Source organism: Nostoc paludosum FACHB-159, assembly GCF_014698835.1.
Taxonomy (GTDB): Bacteria; Cyanobacteriota; Cyanobacteriia; order Cyanobacteriales; family Nostocaceae; genus Nostoc; species Nostoc paludosum.
Window position 1 is genome coordinate 48,831 of sequence record NZ_JACJTU010000026.1, and the last position, 20,079, is coordinate 68,909.

General features: G+C 41.2%; 16 protein-coding genes. 13 read left to right on the forward strand and 3 right to left on the reverse strand.

What is annotated here, in order from left to right:
• Positions 1-112: 112 nt before the first annotated feature.
• Positions 113-979, reverse strand: a complete 867-nt coding sequence (locus H6H03_RS24170) for an MBL fold metallo-hydrolase (protein ID WP_190957600.1) — start codon at positions 977-979, stop codon at positions 113-115.
• 184 nt (positions 980-1,163) lie between these two features.
• Entirely contained in the window at positions 1,164-1,292 is a 129-nt protein-coding gene (locus tag H6H03_RS41440; RefSeq protein WP_277926180.1) for a hypothetical protein, read from the reverse strand.
• Between the two features lie 411 nt (positions 1,293-1,703).
• Here H6H03_RS41440 and H6H03_RS24175 point away from each other — a divergent pair, with 411 nt between their 5' ends.
• The 3 genes from H6H03_RS24175 to H6H03_RS24185 all read left to right on the forward strand — a co-directional run bounded on the left by H6H03_RS24175 (position 1,704) and on the right by H6H03_RS24185 (position 5,684).
• Entirely contained in the window at positions 1,704-3,683 is a 1,980-nt protein-coding gene (locus H6H03_RS24175; RefSeq protein ID WP_190957601.1) for a CHASE3 domain-containing protein, read from the forward strand.
• Positions 3,652-5,145, forward strand: a complete 1,494-nt coding sequence (locus H6H03_RS24180) for a sensor histidine kinase (RefSeq protein ID WP_190957602.1) — start codon at positions 3,652-3,654, stop codon at positions 5,143-5,145. Before H6H03_RS24175 ends, H6H03_RS24180 begins: the two co-directional genes overlap by 32 nt.
• A 95-nt stretch (positions 5,146-5,240) precedes the next feature.
• Complete coding sequence (locus H6H03_RS24185) at positions 5,241-5,684, forward strand: response regulator (RefSeq protein WP_190957603.1); 444 nt, start codon at positions 5,241-5,243, stop codon at positions 5,682-5,684.
• Positions 5,685-5,707: 23 nt separating this feature from the next.
• Here H6H03_RS24185 and H6H03_RS24190 read toward each other — a convergent pair whose 3' ends face one another.
• Complete coding sequence (locus H6H03_RS24190) at positions 5,708-6,388, reverse strand: TetR/AcrR family transcriptional regulator (RefSeq protein ID WP_190957604.1); 681 nt, start codon at positions 6,386-6,388, stop codon at positions 5,708-5,710.
• A 90-nt stretch (positions 6,389-6,478) separates the two neighbouring features.
• On the opposite strand from H6H03_RS24190, the gene H6H03_RS24195 reads away from it, so the two are divergent.
• The 10 genes from H6H03_RS24195 to H6H03_RS24245 all read left to right on the forward strand — a co-directional run bounded on the left by H6H03_RS24195 (position 6,479) and on the right by H6H03_RS24245 (position 19,907).
• The gene (locus tag H6H03_RS24195) at positions 6,479-7,483 is read left to right on the forward strand and encodes an SDR family oxidoreductase (protein ID WP_190957605.1); all 1,005 of its coding nucleotides are present in this window, start codon (positions 6,479-6,481) and stop codon (positions 7,481-7,483) included.
• A 370-nt stretch (positions 7,484-7,853) separates the two neighbouring features.
• Positions 7,854-8,321 carry a GNAT family N-acetyltransferase gene (locus H6H03_RS24200; protein ID WP_190957606.1) on the forward strand — a complete coding sequence of 156 codons (468 nt, stop codon included), beginning with the start codon at positions 7,854-7,856 and terminating at the stop codon, positions 8,319-8,321.
• Positions 8,322-8,382: 61 nt separating this feature from the next.
• The gene (locus H6H03_RS24205; RefSeq protein ID WP_190957607.1) at positions 8,383-9,636 is read left to right on the forward strand and encodes a DUF4336 domain-containing protein; all 1,254 of its coding nucleotides are present in this window, start codon (positions 8,383-8,385) and stop codon (positions 9,634-9,636) included.
• 692 nt (positions 9,637-10,328) lie between these two features.
• Complete coding sequence (locus H6H03_RS24210; protein ID WP_190957608.1) at positions 10,329-10,583, forward strand: DUF7219 family protein; 255 nt, start codon at positions 10,329-10,331, stop codon at positions 10,581-10,583.
• Positions 10,584-11,050: 467 nt separating this feature from the next.
• Positions 11,051-11,869, forward strand: a complete 819-nt coding sequence (locus tag H6H03_RS24220) for a carbonic anhydrase (protein ID WP_190957609.1) — start codon at positions 11,051-11,053, stop codon at positions 11,867-11,869.
• A gap of 462 nt (positions 11,870-12,331) precedes the next feature.
• Positions 12,332-13,336 (forward strand): spore photoproduct lyase family protein, encoded by a 1,005-nt coding sequence (locus H6H03_RS24225; protein ID WP_190957648.1) that lies wholly within the window; start codon positions 12,332-12,334, stop codon positions 13,334-13,336.
• Positions 13,337-13,953: 617 nt separating this feature from the next.
• On the forward strand, positions 13,954-16,053 hold the full coding sequence (locus tag H6H03_RS24230; protein ID WP_242057974.1) for a PAS domain-containing sensor histidine kinase: 2,100 nt from the start codon (positions 13,954-13,956) through the stop codon (positions 16,051-16,053).
• A gap of 531 nt (positions 16,054-16,584) precedes the next feature.
• On the forward strand, positions 16,585-17,919 hold the full coding sequence (locus tag H6H03_RS24235) for an NAD(P)/FAD-dependent oxidoreductase (RefSeq protein ID WP_190957610.1): 1,335 nt from the start codon (positions 16,585-16,587) through the stop codon (positions 17,917-17,919).
• Positions 17,920-18,050: 131 nt separating this feature from the next.
• Positions 18,051-18,239, forward strand: a complete 189-nt coding sequence (locus H6H03_RS24240) for a hypothetical protein (protein ID WP_190957611.1) — start codon at positions 18,051-18,053, stop codon at positions 18,237-18,239.
• Positions 18,240-18,392: 153 nt separating this feature from the next.
• The gene (locus H6H03_RS24245; protein ID WP_190957612.1) at positions 18,393-19,907 is read left to right on the forward strand and encodes a phytoene desaturase family protein; all 1,515 of its coding nucleotides are present in this window, start codon (positions 18,393-18,395) and stop codon (positions 19,905-19,907) included.
• Positions 19,908-20,079 lie beyond the last annotated feature (172 nt).

The window sequence follows — 20,079 nt, forward strand, 5'->3', positions numbered from 1 at the left end:
TCGCATCTGTGATATAATTTGCGGCTAATTAGTTATAATTCCCGAATTTATGCACAAACGCTAAAACCCTCCACCTGTGAACCTCTGCGGACTTAATGAACCTCTATTAAACTCAATTAACAAAGGGCAAATCATGTTTGTGCAACTGCGAGTTATCTTGCTCTTTTAAAATTTTGAATTCAATGGCATCATGGCTGCAAAACAAGCGCACGTCAGTACTATGAGCCAGCGATAAGGCACGCAATTTTTGTTGATTATCAAGTCGAGCTTTGCGGTCTACTTCCATCATCCACTGATAGGCACGTAGTCGTGGCGTACAACGTCGTTGAGCAAAGCCGATTTCGTGGCGGTAAAAGTAAGCATCACCCGCATGTAAAAGCCAGCCTTGAGATGTTTGGATGGCGATACCTGCATGACCTTGTGTGTGACCAGCCAGCGGTATGAGCAGAATTTCAGGCGGTAGTCCTTTAAGGTTGCGTACTGCTTTAAAATTGAACCAAGGTTCGCCCCCAGCCTCATAAAACTTCCAGCGTTTTACCTCGTCCCACTGAGACTGACGGTAGCGTCGGCTTTGAATAAAACCACGCCGCTGTTGCGCCGCTTCCATTTCGGTCTGCATAACATGAACAGTTGCTTCTGGAAAATCCTCCAAACCCCCTGCATGATCGAAATCAAGGTGGGTCAGCACAATATGACGAACGTCACGTTTGGAATAGCCGAGTTGCTCGATTTGAGCAAGCGCCGTGTATTTTTGATCGAACTGGATGTTATTGAAATAAATGAAAAACTGGCTCAGTCGTGATGATGGTGCTTGAATATCACGCTGACCAAAGCCAGTATCAATCAACACTAGGCCTTGTTCTGTCTCTATGAGCAGACAATGGCAAACAAGATGGGCTGCTAGACCGCGGCTAAACCCATCAAAGAGTGCCCCACCAATTGGACACATACAGCCGCAATTGAGATGATGAATGTGCATAGATAATTCTTTTAGCACTAGGGCGATGATAACAACTTCTTTTACTAGTGTTAGTCCCCCATTAGTTGAGAAATTATCCGATTTTAAATATTAGTCTCTAGGTTGATGACTATTTACGCAAAAAATATTTTCACCCACTGACTGAACTTATAAAAGATAGATGACGACCTAGCCAAAAAGAACTTTATCTAGAGCTTTGCTGGACTCTTCTAAGTAAAAAAGTTTTTGGCGAACCGAATTTTCCTTGTAGTGCGGTGGCTGGCAAAAGATGATTGATGACACCTTCGATGCGTTGCTCAACAGATTTCGACATCAGTGTACTTTACTTCTTCATTAGCATTTTTATCTAAAAGGCAACTCTTAAGTGGGAACAGGCAACAGGGTGATGGTGTATGGTGCTTGCTCCTTAGTGTAGGCTTTATAGCGATTCCCAGTTAAGTGAGGTACGGAATTAATGTTTTTAAACGCAGAGGAGCGCAAAGTCAAGCGCAGAGGTACGCAGAGAATCCTAATTAGCTACGATCGATTTGTACCTCCTCATGATACTGCCAATAATCAGGTTTTTCTATTGAGATTGCAGTTTTCGCATACTAGCTAATGAATTACCGCAATTGTTGAAGTATTAAATCTTAAAATTAAACTATATTTTTCTATTTAACTAAACTAAACTCAAAAATTAAAATTTTTATCTATTAAAGTACCTTACACTATCCGATTCGTTAACATGTTAAACATTGCTCAAACTATATTTAGACGTAAAATCTTCAGCACCATTGGTCTACCAATTATATTGCTGTTGTCATTGTCAGGAATTTCTATTTGGCAAATCACTCGCCTGCTTTCGGTAATGAATTGGGTCGAACATACTGACCAAGTAATTGCTCAAGCTTATCTTACTCAAAAACTATTAGTGGATTTAGAAACCGGAGTACGCGGTTATCAACTTACAGGAAATCGGGAATTTCTTCAGCACTATCAGCAATCTAATTCTCAAATTAATGCTGCTTTTGATAGACTAGCAAATTTAGTTTCAGATAATCCTACACAGACTCAACGTTTAAGACTACTTCGAGTCCAACAGATAAATTGGAATCGTCAAATTTCCCAAGTGATCGCCCGTAAAGAACGTGGGGAAACTGAACCATTAGCAGGATTTCAGCTTCGCAAAGGCATCATGGACAGAATCCGAAACGAAATCGCTAACTTTATCACCACTGAGGAGCAGCTACGTACTGAGCGTACTCAAGCGGTGCAAATAACAACAATCCAAATTATTTTCACTAGCGTTGCTTTAGCAATAGTAATTGGTATTTTTTTAGGTTACTTTATTTGGCGACAAGTTTTGCAAGTTTCTCAAAATTATCAAACTGCACTGACAATTGCCCAACAGCAAGCACAACAGGCTCAACGTGCTGCTCAACGACTTGCTGCTTTGCATAATATTGACAAAGCAATTTTAAGAGCCGAATCTATTGAATCTCTAATTAATAATGCTCTTGTTAAAATGCGTGAGATTTTACCTTATCAACAAGCATTTGTAGCTGTGTTTGATTTTGAAAAATCTACAAGCAAAATTATCGCTGGCAGCATTACTGACAAAGAATTAAAACCTCTTATTGGTACTCAATTGCCATTGACTGATTTTGCAGCTAAGGCAAGGGAGTTACAAAACATTCGCTATATACCAGATTTGGCAACAGCAGAATCCTGTCCGCCGATTTTAGTAAAGTTACGTTCTCAAGGAATATGTTGTAGCCTTTGTATTCCGATGTTTGTCGAAGAAAGACTATTTGGCGAAATGAATTTATCTACAACTGTTGTTGATGCTTTTGATGAAGAAGCCCACAGCATTGCTTCTGAAGTCACGGCTCAGTTAGCGATCGCTATTCAACAATCTCTGCTACGCGAACAAATTCAAAGTTACGCCAATGAACTAGAAGAGCGTGTTGCTGAACGTACTGCACAATTGCAGGAAACAAATCAAGAGCTAGAAGCCTTCACTTACACAATATCCCACGATTTACGCGCACCATTACGTACTATGCAAGGCTTTGCTCAAGCATTGCAAGAAGACTACACAGACAAACTAGACTCGGTTGGGCAAGAATACATTCAATATATTACAGAGGGTGCATTACAAATGGATACCCTCATTGCGGATCTTCTGGCATACAGCCGTCTCAGCCGTGCCCAAATTGAAATGCAAAAAGTTGATTTAACTGGTGTTGTCGAAGAAGCTTTAAAACAAATAAGTACAGAACTACAACAACAGCAAGCCCAAGTTACAGTAGCAAAACCATTGCCGTTAGTCATCGCTCACCGCTCTACACTAGTCCAGGTAGTAGTTAATTTACTCAGCAATGCCATGAAATTTGTGCAGCCTGGAATACAGCCAACAATCCAAATCTATGCAGAGGAACAGCAAAACTGGATACAATTATCTGTATTGGACAACGGCATCGGCATTGCGCCAGAACATCAAGAGCGCATTTTTCGCGTCTTTGAACGACTACATGGCGTTGAAACCTATCCAGGTACTGGTATTGGTTTAGCTATCGTGCGTAAAGGAGTAGAGCGAATGAACGGTCGAGCCGGGGTAGAATCGCAATTAGGTGCTGGTAGTCGCTTTTGGATTGCTTTACCAAAAGCTGTTCCTCATAGCAACGATAGTGATGACGCAAGTACTCCGCATTCTGATAATTGATGACAATCCAGGCGATCGCGCTTTAGTCATGCGAGAATTGAGGCGAGAATTTCCGCAATTTCAACCTCAAGAAATTCGTGAAGCTGCTGGTTTTGCTCATGCAGTCGCAGCAGGTGAATTCGATTTAGTAATTACCGACTATCAACTAGGCTGGAGTACTGGACTAGAAGTTTTACACACCATTAAGCACCAGTATCCCAACTGTCCAGTAATTATGTTTACTAACACAGGTAATGAAGAAATTGCCGTAGAGGCAATGAAATCTGGACTAGATGATTATGTTCTCAAATTACCCAACCGCTACATTCGCATACCTACTGCTGTGCGAGTTGCACTAGAACGAAAGGAAATCAAACAAAAAGCTACCTTACTTGAAATTCGTCTCCAAGGTTTGCTCAACCAACTAAAGGTAGGTATATTTCGTACTTACCCAGATGGAAATTTTATTGAGTGTAACCCAGCATTTCTAGAATTATTAGGACTGGATTCATTATCACAAGCCTCAGCAACAAATCTATTGAATATCCCTGAATACTATTCAATACTCCAACAACTGCCGCCACCTCAACACCAAGAGCAAGAGATTGAATTGCAACGAGCAGATGGAAGCCGGATCTGGGTAGCGTTAAGCATAGCTTTAAATACAGTTGAGGGACAACAAGTATTAGATGGGTTAATAGAAGATATTACATTTCGCAAACAGGCTGAAATCGAAATTCAGCAACTAAACCTGACGTTGGAGGAGCGAGTCAGAGAGCGCACTGCTGAACTAGAAGTGGCTAATCAAGATTTAGAAGCATTTACTTATTCGATTTCCCACGATCTGCGAGAACCATTACGCGCTATCCAAGCGTTTGGTTCAATCCTCCTAGAGAACCAAAAAAGCCAATCCGATCTAGAAAACCAACAAAACTATTTGCAACGCATTATTGCAAGTACACAACAAGCGGACAAGCTTGTTCAAGATCTACTTGAATACAGTCGCCTTAGCAGTACTGAAGTGCCATTACGAGCTATTAATTTATCTTTATTGATGAGACAAATACTCAGACAGCTAGAATTAGAATTAACACAGCGGGGGGCGAGAGTGCAAATTGAAGAACCCTTAGCTGAAGTTATGGGAAACCCTACTATTTTGATTCAAGTAGTTAGCAATTTGCTAACCAATGCAATTAAATTTGTTGCATCAGGAGTCCAACCTCAGTTACGGATATGGACACAGAAACGTAATGAATTCGTTCGCTTATGGGTGCAAGACAATGGCATTGGTGTTGAGGAAAGATATCAACAACGCATTTTCAATGTTTTTGAGCGTCTACATAGCTATGAAGTTTATCCTGGTAGCGGTATCGGCTTAGCAATTGTCCGCAAAGGAGTCGAACGTATGGGCGGGCAAGTTGGTGTAGAATCACAACCTGGACAGGGAAGCCGATTTTGGTTAGATTTACCCATTGACTGTTGACTGTCGACGCTCAGAGTTATTATTCTCAGTGCCTCTATGCTCACCCAGTCCCCAGTCCCCAGTCCCCAGTCCCTTGCTATAAAAACAAAAATTTCATGAGTAAAGAGCAAGAAACTATTCTGCTTGTAGAAGATAATCACAAAGATGTGCTTCTGCTGCAACGAGCGCTCCGCAAGGCTAACATTTTAAATCCAGTTCAGGTTGTAAATGATGGCGATGCAGCAGTGATGTATCTGTCTGGACAGGAACCTTATGGCGATCGCACCCTTTATCCCTTGCCTGTACTGGTCTTGCTCGATCTCAAACTACCCCGCAGATCTGGAATTGAGGTTTTGATGTGGTTACGCCAACAACCAAAACTCAAGCGCCTACCAGTCGTAGTTCTCAGTTCTTCTAAGGAGTATGCCGACATCAATAATGTCTATGACATAGGTGTAAATGCTTACATAGTTAAGCCAGTTGCTTTTAATGAATTAGTGGAAATTGTGATGACCCTTAATCTCCACTGGATTATTTTTAACGAAAAACCACAAATTTAATCGCACTATTTACGAAGATACAATCAACCTAAATGGTTTTCTAAATAATCCGCCATCATCCGTTTCATATCAGTAATCATACCATCAATATTTCCACCATCCTTCACAATTTCTTTTTCCTGCTGTATAAGATAACTCATACCTTTGTAGAGAGCTTTCATTATTCGCGCAATCTGCAAGCCCTCTATGGGTTTGACATCCGGGGAAACCCGTATAAGTAAATCGTAAATGGTTGTCAGTATCTCGCGATCGATCCGTTGAGTCGCTTGTGCCAAGGTTCCTTCCTCTGACTGCCCAGCATTGAGATGTCTAAAGGCAGGATGTTTGCGCTCAAAGGCAATCATGGGGTCAATTACGCGATCTATCATAGTAGCAAAATCGAGACCGGACACATCTTGTTGGAGAGCAGCCACGGTATTACTGCCCAACTGCTGTATATATCGCTCCCCCAAGGCTGTTAAAATTGCTTCCTTGTCAGAAAAATACTGGTAAACCGAGCCAACTGAAATCCCCGCTCGTTCAGCTAAGGCATTGGTGTTGATAGCTTCTGGGCCTCCCTGGGCCAGCAAATCGGCGGCAGTGTCCAGAATTAAATTGCGCCGTCGCTGACCGCGCTCCCCTGAAGGACTGCGGCGGCTTTTCTCTGAAATGGGTGAATTCACTTTTTTATTGCCTGGAGATTGACGATGTGAGCTTTTGCTCATATACTTCCAAATATGCATGTGAGTAATAGCTCACATTAGCAAAGTTGGGACTAAATCTACAAGAAATGCGATCGCCAGGAGATAACTATCATGAGTGGCAAAACAGCGTTTGTGACTGGAGCGACAGGTCTTTTAGGTAGTAATCTTTGCCAATTGCTAGTATCGCAGGGATGGCAAGTCAAGGGGCTGGTTCGGTCTATTGATAAAGCTAAACGCTTCCTGGGAAACATCCCAATTGAATTTATTCAGGGTGATATCGAGAATGTGCCTGCCTTTACTCAAGCATTAAAGGGAGTAGATGTGGTGTTTCACACCGCAGCCTTTTTTCGGGAGTATTATCAGCCAGGTAGTCATTGGGAGAAAATGAAGCGCATCAACGTGGATGCGACAATAGAACTTTTGCAAGCAGCAGAAGCACAAGGGGTGGCACGAACAGTTTTCACTTCATCCAGTGGGGTAATCCAGACTTACCCAGATCGGGCTGCTACTGAAACAGCTCCTTACAGCGAATTCGCCCAAAAGAACCTCTATTTCAAAACTAAGGTTTTGGCAGAACAGGAAATTTATCGCTTTCTGGAAACTAGCCGAATGGATGTGGTGATGATTTTGCCCGGTTGGATGATGGGCCCTGGGGATGCCGCACCGACTTCTGCCGGGCAACTCGTGTTGGATCTATTGGCAAGTAAGTTGCCGGGAACAGTGGATGGTGGTGCTTCATTGACTGATGTTCGGGATGTGGCAGCAAGTATGGTTACCGCTGCCGAACGAGGGAAACGGGGTGAGCGTTACATTGTAGCGGGGCCATTGAAAACCATGAAAGATATTGCTTTAGAGCTAGAAGCAATTTCAGGGGTAAAAGCTCCCAAAATGGAAATTCCTGATTGGCTTGCACTCTCAATCGCATGGTTATTGGAAACCTGGACAGGTTTGATAGGTGGAGTCAACCCTATGCCACTGGCTGGCGTCCAAGCTTTGTTGGAAAAAGCGAATTTAAGTTCAGCCAAAGCTGACCGAGAGTTGGGAGTAAGCTTTCGCCCTTTCACGGATACATTGAAAGATACGGTGTTGTGGTATCAATCTCAAGGCTATCTCTAGAATCCATATTTTCAAATACCTTATGGGACTTAGAGATTTGTAAATAAAAAACATTCAAATTTTCTTGTGGGGTGGGCGTCTCGCCCGCCCGTAAAAAGAGTGGGACAAGATGTTTACCACACAAATAGTAATAATTCAATACGCTTGGGTTAAAGGCTAATTGTACAAAACTGTGGGTTTACCAGACGCGATAAATCGCCGTCTCTACAAGTGTTTTGGTCTTATCTGAACTGTATTGAGTAATAATTGATTTCTTGGTAATCCTTTAAATAAAACTGGAGGAAACAAACCGATCGCAATAAAAACTTTCGCCTCAAATGCGAAATTCTGTGAACTTCTATAGAGTATAATTTCCTAGCAAATTTAGGAGATGAGTCCATTGCAAATTCGTGAAGATGACCTGACAGGCAAAAAGATCGCTGACCTTCTTTGCGAACATCTCGAAAATATGCATGAGATTACCCCGCCCGAAAGCGTTCATGCTCTTGATTTAGAAGCATTGCGATCGCCTGAGATTACTTTCTTTTCGGCTTGGGAGGGTGATGAATTACTTGGATGTGGGGCATTGAAAGAACTAGATTCAAAAACTGGTGAGGTTAAATCAATGCGTACCGCCAAGGCTCACCGTCGTAGGGGTGTCGCCTCAAAGATTCTTGAACATATCATAAAAGAAGCCCAACAGCGTGCTTACCATTGCCTATATTTAGAAACAGGGTCTTTTCCTGAGTTCGTCCCAGCACGAGCCTTGTACACCCGATATGGATTCGAGTACCGAGGCCCATTCGCTGACTACAAAGACGACCCAAACAGCGTATTTATGATGAAAAAGCTCGCTTGATTCCCTGCTCGAAATTGCTATTGCAAGATTATGTAGTAAAACACGAGACATTTTGACAGCGATGAACTCACAAGGATCTAAGTCGAGGATAGAACTACAAGAGCAAAGGATGTATCCTTCCACCGAGCCAAAAGATTGGTCATGGCCATTTTGGCCTGCTGTTCCACTCTACCCCTACGGCAGGCGGCGGACACTTCGCAAGGAAATAGTTAAGGACACTATCTGGACATTCGATCAGCTTCACGGTATTCTTTACACCATCGTGCCGATTCGGATGACTATCGTCAAGCTGGCTGCTGGTGGCCTCCTGGTCTACGCGCCCGTTGCTCCAACAGCTGAGTGTGTTGGCTTGGTTAATGAGTTGGTAGCAAAGCACGGTGAAGTTAAGTATATCTTACTCCCAACCAGTTCTGGCCTGGAGCATAAAGTCTTTGTTGGCCCCTTTTCTAGACGCTTTCCTCAAGCACAAGTCTTTGTTGCCCCGCACCAGTGGAGTTTCCCATTCAACCTGCCGCTGAGTTGGCTAGGCTTTCCCCAAAAACGAACTCAAGAACTCCCAGAAAACTCCAGCCTTGTTCCTTTTGCTGATGAGTTTGACTATGCAATATTGGACATCAACTTAGGACGAGGATCTTTTGCGGAAGTTGCAGTATTGCATAAGCGATCGCGCACTCTGCTTGTAACTGATTCTATAATTTCTGTACCAGAAGACCCGCCCCAAATCCTCCAATTAGATCCTTATCCCTTACTGTTTCATGCAAGGGATAATGCCTTAGAAGCGATGGAGGACAATGAAGACAACCGCCGCAAAGGATGGCAACGCATTTCATTATTTGCGCTTTACTTCCGTCCAAGTGCACTGGAAGTTACTTCAATGGGACAGATGTTTCGTGATGCTTTCAAAGCACAAGAGCGATCGCTACAATCATACTTTGGTTTATTTCCTTTTCGGTGGCAACAAACCTGGAAGCAGACATTCGATGCTCTACGAGGTCAGGGGCGACCATTTGTCGCACCGATTCTGCAAATCCTCATTCTTCCCCAAGCACCAAGACAAGTCCTCAACTGGGCTGATAGAGTTGCAAGTTGGGATTTTCAGCAGATTATTCCCTGTCACTTTGACTCGCAAATTTTGGCAAATCCGCATCAATTTCGGCAAGCATTTGCTTTCCTTGAAAAAAATCCCTCTGTAAGTAAAGACTTTTCTGGAACCGAAAGCCAGCCTCTATTTGAGGAAGACTTAAGATTCATTCAGGAACTGGAAGCGGGTCTAGTTAAGCGCGGTATCGCAACGCCAGCAAAAGAAAAGGTGTAATCAACAATATGCCCTAGAGATGTACAGTTGTGCATTAGTGCCAACGCCAGAAATTGTTAGGAATGTGAGTGCATTCACTAGACGGCGATCGCATTGTATCGACCTGAAAAAATTAATCTACCCTTTCTTTAACTTTGCTCTGTATTGATATAGAAGAAGGCAGAAGGCAGGAGGTAAAAGTTTTACTATTCCTGGCATTCAAACTTGTCATTATGTCCTAACCTATGTGTCTACCGCTATATGAGAGAATTTCGGGACTTACGCAAAATTATGAAAAAACAAACCGCAAAGGACGCAAAGGACACAAAGAAATAAGAGTTTCAGAGAGTTTTTGCGTAAGTCCTAAATTTATTATATTAATACTAATTTGAAAAAAAGAATGCAACAAATGTATTGGCTAGGGTAGCACATCTGTGTATCTTCCAGATGGAATTGGTATAAGATATGTACTTCATTTATTTGCAAAGTGGTGTAGATTTTGAGATAAATTAGTTTTATTAATTTAACAAATAACTCCAATTGCTGATATTAAATACTTTGCATATACTGAAGATAAATACTGAGGTTTATCTAGATATTTTTATTAAAAACTAGAAATATCTACTCTTAGATAGAGGTTAAAAATTATTGAATACGATCGCAATTTTTTCACGACTTAATAAAATTACTTGTTTTGTCATTAGGAGTGCTATATGAATAACCATTATCAAGTAGACAAGCAGAGTTTTCTTTATCAAAAATACCAATATTCAGGTAAATTCACACCTAACAATCTGGTATTCAATGCAAATCTGCAAGAATTTTCGCAACGAATAGACTATATCTGCAATCTTCAGACTGCGGGAAAACTCTCTGCTGACGAGTCATACAAGCAAATTGAGGCACTTTGGGAACGGCTAAAATACAGCTACCAAACCTTAAATATTGAAAAAGACACAAATCTTTAATTGTTAGCATTGATTGTGCTTTCCCTCCATCAAATATACTGAAGGTATAAACAACCGCACTTTTATATCCGACCAAGCAAGGTGAGGTGTTATGGTGGAGACAGGAGGCGATGGCGGTCATCCCCCAGCACGTTGTACCTATGAAAAGCTAGGTTTTGGATTGTTAGCGATCGCCAGGTACTCTAATAAGTTGTAAGTACGGAGAATTTGAAAGCGATCGCATCGAGCACCACATCAGTATTTGAGGTTTAACCAATTAAAAATTAATACTAAATAAAATAGATTCAGATGCCAATATTTCTAACAATTTTGAGATAACCCAAATTAAAACTCCGACACCAATGGACTTTCAAACCTGTTCCCTGCCATATAAACCAGTTGTTGCTCTGTGACTTCCTACTTTTGAAAATTTGAAACCAAATTTTTCGTAAAATAATAAAGCATTACTTGTTCTTTTAGGTGCATCTATGAAAAAATTAATTAAAGGTTTGCGCGAATTCAAAAGTAGTTACTTTCCGGCTAATGAACAACTATTTGAACAACTTTCTCATGGGCAAAAACCCAGAGTACTATTTATTACTTGCTCTGATTCGCGTATCGATCCAAACTTGATTACACAAGCTGGACTAGGAGAGTTGTTTGTTATTCGCAATGCAGGCAACATTATTCCACCATATGGTGCAACTAATGGCGGTGAAGGGGCAACGATTGAATATGCTATTCAAGCATTAGATATTCAACAAATTATTATCTGCGGGCACTCCCATTGTGGTGCTATGAAAGGTTTAATGAAGTTAGACAGCTTGCGGATAGAAATGCCGCTTGTACATGACTGGCTCAAGTATGCAGAAGCAACCCGACGATTGGTAAAAGACAACTATAGTGGCTACGAAGGTGAAGACCTCTTAGAAATAATTATTGCCGAGAATGTACTCACCCAAATCGAAAATTTACGCACTTATCCGGTGATTCGTTCTAAACTCCATCAAGGGCAAATTAGTATTTATGCTTGGATTTATCAAATCGAGACAGGAGAAGTTTTGGCATACGACTCACAAAAGCACGCTTATGTCTTGCCCTTAAATCAGCTTTCCTCATCTGAGATAGATGAGAGATTATCGAGCCTACCTTTGACTCACAATGGCGAAAAACCTTTCGCTAAAACTCAACAACAGGCGTTTCAATCTTTTCATAAACCTCATATTTCCACAGATACAGGCTTTCCAATGACGGTGCTTTCTCCAGAACAGATGGAGCGAATTTATCGAGGCTCGACAACAAAGTAAAAATATCAACAAGGTTAAAAATATGGCATTGCCGATTGAAAGTATGAATTAGTTTCAATCAGCAATGCCGATTTTTTCCTTGAGTCCATGAAAGTATCAGGAAACTACTACCTTTCAATTTAGTACAATCCGCTCTATTAATAGATAAAAAATTCTCAATTCTAATTTTAAAATAGAGTTATAGCAATACTCCAGAGTTTATACTTTGCAAAAATTAGCTTTTTAACGAATCAGCTACAAAATAAAGAGCGCAAGAATAAGTTTTAATCCAATGCCCAAGTAGTAATATGACTTGTTCTAGGGGCGGAATAAATCTTTATTTGTTATCACAGGTAATTCGACAAGCCAAAGAAAATTAATTGCAGATATCAATTCGAGAAATAACGGAGAAAGATTTTGCTCAATACAATCAAAAAGAATGTGCTAGCAACAGACTTAGTAAAACCTTCAACTAAGTTGTGGATACCTCAACAGGTTATGTTTACTCCTGCTGCTTTAGATGAGCCTTGGGGGCAACAAATTTTGGAGCGCGTGCAGTCCCTGAACTTACCAATCATCGAGTTACCACGTAACCGCGTGACTGGGTTGCGTGGTGAAGATGAGCGCAAAACTTACGATATTGCCAAACGTACCCTTGCCGTTGTCACTGCACCACCAAGCCACTTCAAACTCAGCCCTATTCCACCATCGGCTGATTGGCAGTTTCATATTGCCGAGGGTTGTCCAGCACATTGCCAATATTGTTACTTGGCAGGTAGCTTATCAGGCCCGCCAGTTATTCGCACTTTCGCTAATTTACCGCAAATCCTAAACAACTTAACTAGTTATGAACGACCCGAAAAAGTCACAACTTATGAAGTTAGTTGCTATACCGATCCACTTGGGATTGAGCATCTGACAGGTAGCCTTGCTGAATGTATCCGTTACTTTGGTACTCGCAGCGATGCACATTTACGCTGGGTATCAAAGTTTGATGAGGTAGATAGCTTACTGGATTTACCTCACAATGGGCATACCCACTGCCGGATGAGTGTTAATGCTGCGCCTGTTTCAGGGAGGTTTGAAGGCGGTACAGCATCTGTAGCATCACGACTTGGGGCATTACGTAAGTTAGCTGATAGTGGGTATCCAGTAGGATTAGTAATTGCGCCAATTATGCCTGTAGATGATTGGCAAGTACACTACAGGGGCTTGTTTGACTCAATTAGCGAAGCCTTAGATTTCAACTGTAACCTGACCTTTGAGCTAATTTCGCACCGCTTTACACCAGGCTCAAAAGAAGTTTTACAAACTTGGTATCCACATTCTAAGCTAGATATGGATGAGGAAAAACGTAGTATTAAGCGCAATAAGTTTGGTGGAACTAAGTATGTTTATGATGCTGACACAATGAATATGATGAAACGCTTTTTTCAGGGTGAGATTCAACAGCGTTTTCCAAATGCGAAGATTTTATATTGGACTTAGCTGTTGGTGTACCTTGTTTTTAGGCGTTGCTGAATTTGAATACGAAATTCAAGGCGTTGCATAAATGCGGGATGAATTAAGATTTTTGACGAAGGCTAAAGGTAGATTCTTTGCGCCTTTGCGCCTTTGCGTGAGGTAAAAATCATCCCCAATACGGTTCGGTTAAGATCCCCCCGCCTACGGCGACCCCCTTTTTAAGGGGGTAAAAGAGGGTTATAAGCCCCCCTTTTTAAGGGGGTTGGGGGGATCTTCGAGGAATAAACACGTTAACCGAACCGTATTGAAATCATCCCTAGATTCAGCAATGCCAAATTCAAAAATCAACTCTTCTCAACTCTTACTCTTTGCGTCTCTGCGCTACGCCAGTTGCTTCTCTTCTCTACGAGACGCTAAGAGCGAACGAGACGCTTCGCGAACAAGTCGGCATTGCCCGCCCAACGCACAGGCTCCTCTGCGTGAGGTAAATTCATATTTTCAATCAGCAACGCCGCTTTTTAAGCAGAAGGCAGAGTGTTTGGAGGGGGCCAAACTTGAGTAGCTGAGTTTGATTTACCTTTTAGCGATAGTTTGGGAATACTAAAGTTGCATATTACACTACAATTGCAGCAAGCTCTAGCATGATGTTGGCATTTTTCAACTATCTCTTCTATTCAAACGATTTTATTCCTCACGGGCATTGTTATCTCTGGAAAACAGGGCTAGTTTGGCTCCACATTATTTCTGATGCAACGATCGCTCTTGCCTATTATTCTATCCCCCTATTGCTGATTTACTTTATTTCCAAACGCAAAGATGTTCCTTTTAACGGGGTCTTTCTCTTGTTTGGTGCTTTTATCCTTGCCTGCGGTACTGGACATCTGATGGAAATTTGGACGCTTTGGCATCCTGATTACTGGGTTGCAGGCGCTTTAAAGGCTTTAACTGCGATTATTTCCATATATACAGCATTTGCATTAATTTATCTGATACCTCAAGCTTTAACACTACCTAGCCCAGCCCAGTTAGAAGCTATCAATAAAACCCTTGCAAGTGAAATTGTCGAGCGCAAACAAGCAGAAGCTAAACTCCAAACTGCTCAAAAGTTTATACATTCTGTTATCCAAGCAATGCCTGTAGCAGTCTTTGTTAAAGATGCTACCGATTTGCGATTTGTTTTATGCAATCCAGCAGCCGAAGAGTTAGTTGGTGCCAGCGCCGATAAAATTTTGGGTAAGACCGACTATGATTTATTTCCCAAACAAGAAGCTGATTTGTTTACCAAAAAAGATAAAGAAGCACTCACTAGCAAAAAAGTTATAGAAATTCCTGAAGAGATAGTTCATCCAAAAAGCGCCGAAACCCACATTTTGCACATTAAAAAAACTCCCATTCTCGATGCTCAAGGTGAGCCGAAATATTTGCTAGTAATTCGAGAAGATATTACAGACCGGAAGCAAGTTCAGGCGGCTCTCACAGCCAGTGAAGCAAAGTTCCGTAGCTTGGTAGAAAATGCCAACGATGCGATTTACTCCATGACATTGGATGGCATATTTACTTATCTTTCTCCTAACTTTAAAGATATGTTTGGATATGAAATATCAGAATTTGTAGGGCAATCATTTTTAGCGATTATTCATCCAGAAGATGTGCCACCTTGTATAGCTTTTCTGAACAACATTGCTCAAACAGCTAAAAAACAAGCTGGACTTGAGGTGAGAGTGAAACACAAAGATGGGACTTATGCCTGGATTACATCTAACACTTCACCTGTGATTGATACTAATGGACAGGTTGTGGGTTTTCAAGGCATCATACGCGACATTACTGAGCATAAACAAGCAGAAGCTCAACTCAAACAGCAAGCAATAGAACTAGAGCAAACTCTCAAAGAACTACAAACCACCCAATTGCAACTCATCCAAAACGAAAAAATGTCCTCTTTGGGTCAATTAGTTGCTGGAGTTGCCCACGAAATTAATAATCCAGTTAATTTTATCTATGGAAATCTGACTCACGCCCACAACTATATTCACGAATTACTAAATCTACTTCAAATTTACCGAATTAGCTACCCAAATCCTGTACAGGAAATTCAAACGCAAATTCAAGCGATCGATCTCGATTTTTTAATAGAGGACTTGCCAAAACTGCTTTCTTCAATGGAAATCGGTGCAGAACGCATCCGCGAAATTGTGGCTTCTCTTCGTACCTTTTCGCGCTTAGATGAAGCTGAATTAAAGCCAACAGATATTCATCAAGGTATTGACAGTACTTTGATGATTTTAGATCATCGTCTAAAAAGCAAAACTAATTATCCCCAAGTTGAAATTATTAAAAATTATGGCAATTTACCTTTAGTTGAGTGCTATGCCGGACAGCTAAATCAAGTATTTATGAACATTTTGGTCAATGCTCTTGATGCTTTAGAATATTCATTAATTCAAGGAAAAATTACACATAATAAACCACAAATCCGGATTTCTACTCAACAACTAGATGCTAAACAAATAGTTATCCGGATCATTGATAATGGTTGTGGGATTCCCGAACAAATTAGACAAAGGTTATTCGATCCTTTTTTTACTACCAAACCTGTGGGTAAAGGTACTGGGTTAGGTTTATCGATTAGCTATCAAATTATTACCGAGCGGCACGGCGGTTCTTTACAGTGTATTTCATCTCCTAACCAGGGAGCAGAATTTATTATTCAAATTCCAATTGCACAGCCCAATAAATAACTGTTTTTACTTGAGGATAGGCTTTCAAGGTTTATATGTATTCGTGGGGTTATTCTTAATACTTAATTATTGTGGCGATCGCACCGTCTCTGATACCAATTCGCTAAAATAATAAGACAGATGCAAACCCACCAAAGCCTTACTACTTATGATTTTCTTAGAGGTTGTTTGAAAAGTCCTTTCGTCGGTAGCAAAACGTTATTGATCCCCCCAACCCCCCTTAAGAAGGGGGGCTTTAATTCCAGTTCCCCCCTTTTTAAAGGGGGTTAGGGGGGATCGATAAGTGCCTAAAATCACACCGAAATACTTTTCAAACATCCTCTTAATGCAAGAATTTTGAATTGGTATCAGCCTCTACCTTTCTTCGATAACTTTGTAATAAACTCTTCACTTTTAATAACGATTAATTGCTAACTTTGATACTTTCACAATTTTTTAAATTGTTCTAACTAAACGGCAACCTCTATCATTATGCTGTTACAACTTTGTTAAGAAAAGTTACAATTCTCTTAACACAAGGAAATATTTCGTATGGCAGTTGCACTTGACAATAATAAACGACATCAAGTTGTAATCATTGGTGGAGGCTTTGGTGGGCTGTACACAGCAAAACATCTTGCTAAAGCGAATGTAAATGTTACTCTCATCGATAAACGTAACTTTCACCTATTTCAACCGCTTTTATATCAAGTTGCGACAGGTACGCTATCACCTGCTGATATTTCCTCACCATTGCGAGCTGTATTCAGCAAAAGTAAGAATACCCAAGTATTGCTGGGAGAAGTAAATGATATCGATCCCAAAGCACAACAAGTGATAATGGGCGATCAAGTAGTACCTTACGATACATTAATTGTCGCCACAGGTGCTAACCATTCTTATTTTGGTAAAGATAACTGGAAAGAATCAGCTCCTGGTTTGAAAACTGTTGAAGATGCGATAGAAATGCGCCGTCGGATATTTTCAGCATTTGAAGCAGCAGAAAAAGAAACCGATCCTGAAAAACGCCGTGCTTTGTTGACTTTTGTGATTGTGGGTGGCGGCCCTACAGGAGTAGAATTAGCAGGTGCGATCGCCGAGTTGGCATACAAAACTCTCAAAGAAGATTTCCGCAACATCGACACCTCAGAAGCGAAAATTTTACTATTACAAGGGGGCGATCGCGTTCTCCCACACATTTCACCAGATTTATCCCAAGTAGCAGCAAAATCTTTGCAAAAGTTGGGTGTGATTATCCAAACTAACACCAGAGTGACAAATATTGAAAATAATATAGTTACTTTCAAGCAAGGCGATGAAGTGACAGAAATTGCCTCAAAAACTATATTGTGGGCAGCAGGTGTTCAAGGTTCAGCAATGGGGAAAGTCCTTGCAGAACGTACAGGTGTAGAATGCGATCCTTCCGGACGTGCGATCGTAGAACCAAACTTAACTATCAAGGGTTATGAAAACATTTTTGTAGTAGGAGATTTAGGCAACTTCTCCCATCAAGATGGTAAACCCTTACCTGGTGTCGCACCCGTAGCCAAACAACAAGGAGAGTATGTAGCTACACTCATTCAAAAACGTCTTCAAGGTCAAACTTTGCCAGCATTTCATTACAACCATGTGGGTAGTTTGGCGATGATTGGGCAAAATTTAGCTGTTGTAGATTTAGGCTTCATCAAACTCACAGGTTTCCTCGCTTGGGTATTCTGGCTAATAGTTCACATCTATTTCTTAATCGAGTTTGATACTAAATTACTAGTAGTATTCCAATGGGCGTGGAATTATATCACTCGTAATCGTCGCTCTAGATTGATTACAGGCCGAGAAGCTTATGTAGAAGCAAAAACCGTTAACAATATAACCCAAGTTGCTAGCTAGGTTAAAGACTTCCAAGGAATAAAATCACCAAACATTGTTACAAAGGGAAGGAGAAGCAGCCGACGAACGCCTGCTTCTCCTTGCCTTTTTGTAGTAAATTCAATTGGGAACGAAAATCTTGGGTGTTTGGAGTGTCGATAGAATTAAGCGATCGAGCGCAACTAGTAGCAGAAACTAAACAAGTTTCGGTCCCTTACCTTGAGCCATTCTTTGGTGAAAGCATTAGACCTGCTTTGAAAATAGGGCATTGGGCATTGGGCATTGGGCATTGGGCATTGAGCATTGGGCATGAGAAGATTGATTTTTATTGTTCCTTGTGAGCGTAGCTCATGGAGTCTCTTGCAAAAGTGTTTTTTGGAAGAGGTGGGAAAAGGGATACATGTTAAAGGGGAAAGGAAAATACCAAACCTTTCCCCTTTCCCCGACTTCTGCAAGAAGTCTATTTAGTCTGCAATTGGATGAGGAGTTTATTTATGTCTAAACAAATTGCTATTGTAGGAGCCGGTCCTGGTGGTCTAGCCACAGCCATCCGACTTGCTGGACTAGGGTATAAAGTGCAAATTTTTGAGGCAGATGAACGTGTAGGTGGACGGATGCGCGGGTTAGAAGTTGATTCATACGCCTTTGATACAGGGCCGACTATTCTCCAACTACCACATCTCTATGAGGAGCTTTTTCAGGAGGCTGGCTTAAATTTTGCTGACTATGTTCAACTCAAACGATTGGAACCCTATACTCGCCTTCGATTTTGGGATGGCACGCAACTGGATTTAACCTCGGATTTAAAAGCTTTTAAAACACAACTGGCAAAATTGCGTTCAGATTTACCATTAGCATTCGATCGCTGGTACGCAGAACATATCCGTAAATATCAATTGGGTTATAAGCCTTATCTGGGAACTCCTGTACGGAATCTATTGGGTTACTTGCGTTGGAATGAAATTCTCTCTCTACTCTCATTTCGTCCTTGGGAGAGTTTATATCAACACTTTTGGCGATTTTTTCAGGATGAGCGCTTAGTCTATGCTTTAAGCTACCCTTCCAAATATTTGGGAATGCATCCTACTGTGGCAGCGAGTGTATTTAGTCTGATTCCATTTTTGGAATTTGCCCAAGGAGTATGGCATCCAGTGGGAGGATTCCGGGCATTAGCACAGGGATTAGCTAAGGCTGCTCAAGATTTGGGGGTGCAAATTCACCTCAATCGTCCAGTGCATCAAGTTTGGATTGAGCAGGGACAGGTTCGTGGTATTGAATTTGCACTTGGCGATCGCCTGAATTTTGATGCAGTAGTTATCAATGCTGACTTTGGCTATGCTGTGCGTAATTTGCTACCAGCTTCAGCACGAGGCCGCTACAGCGATCGCAAGCTTGAGCAAATGCAATTTTCATGCTCTACATTCATGCTTTATTTAGGTATAGATCGCCGCTACGAAAATTTACCACATCATCAAATATATTTATCAGAACACATACGCCGACGCGATCGCCCTTGGATAGACGATTCTGCATTAGATGAAACCGATCCGCCGTTTTATGTCTGCAATCCTACAATTATAGACCCCAGCAATGCACCACCCGGACACAGCACATTGTTTGTGTTAGTACCAATTCCAAATACTTCTTATGGCGTGGACTGGGATGTTAAACAACAAAGTTACCAAGACTTTATTATTAAACGACTATCTAAGCTTGGATATGACAATATTGAAAAACATATTGTTACCCAGAGATGTTACACTGCACAAACCTGGCACGATGATTATCGAGTTCATTTAGGTGCTGTTTTCAATCTCAGCCACAATTGGAGCCAACTTGGCCCATTTCGTCCTCCAATTCGTTCTGAAAATATTGCTGGGTTGTACTGGATTGGTGGCGCAGTTCACCCAGGAAGTGGATTACTCACAATTTTGGAAGCAACGCGTAGTGCTGCTGGGTTTATTAGCCAAGATTTTGTGTTAACCGACTATGACAATAACGCCAGATAGTCAAAGCAATTCGCAATTACAGCATATTGCAAATAAATACTGTGTCATATCATCAGGAGATAGCTTTGGGTGGAGATATCCAAAGTTTTGAAATGGCAATTTCTCTAAACCTAAAAATTTTCTTAAATTATCGTTAACTGTCTTAAGTGTCTTAACTGTCCTTGTATCTGTT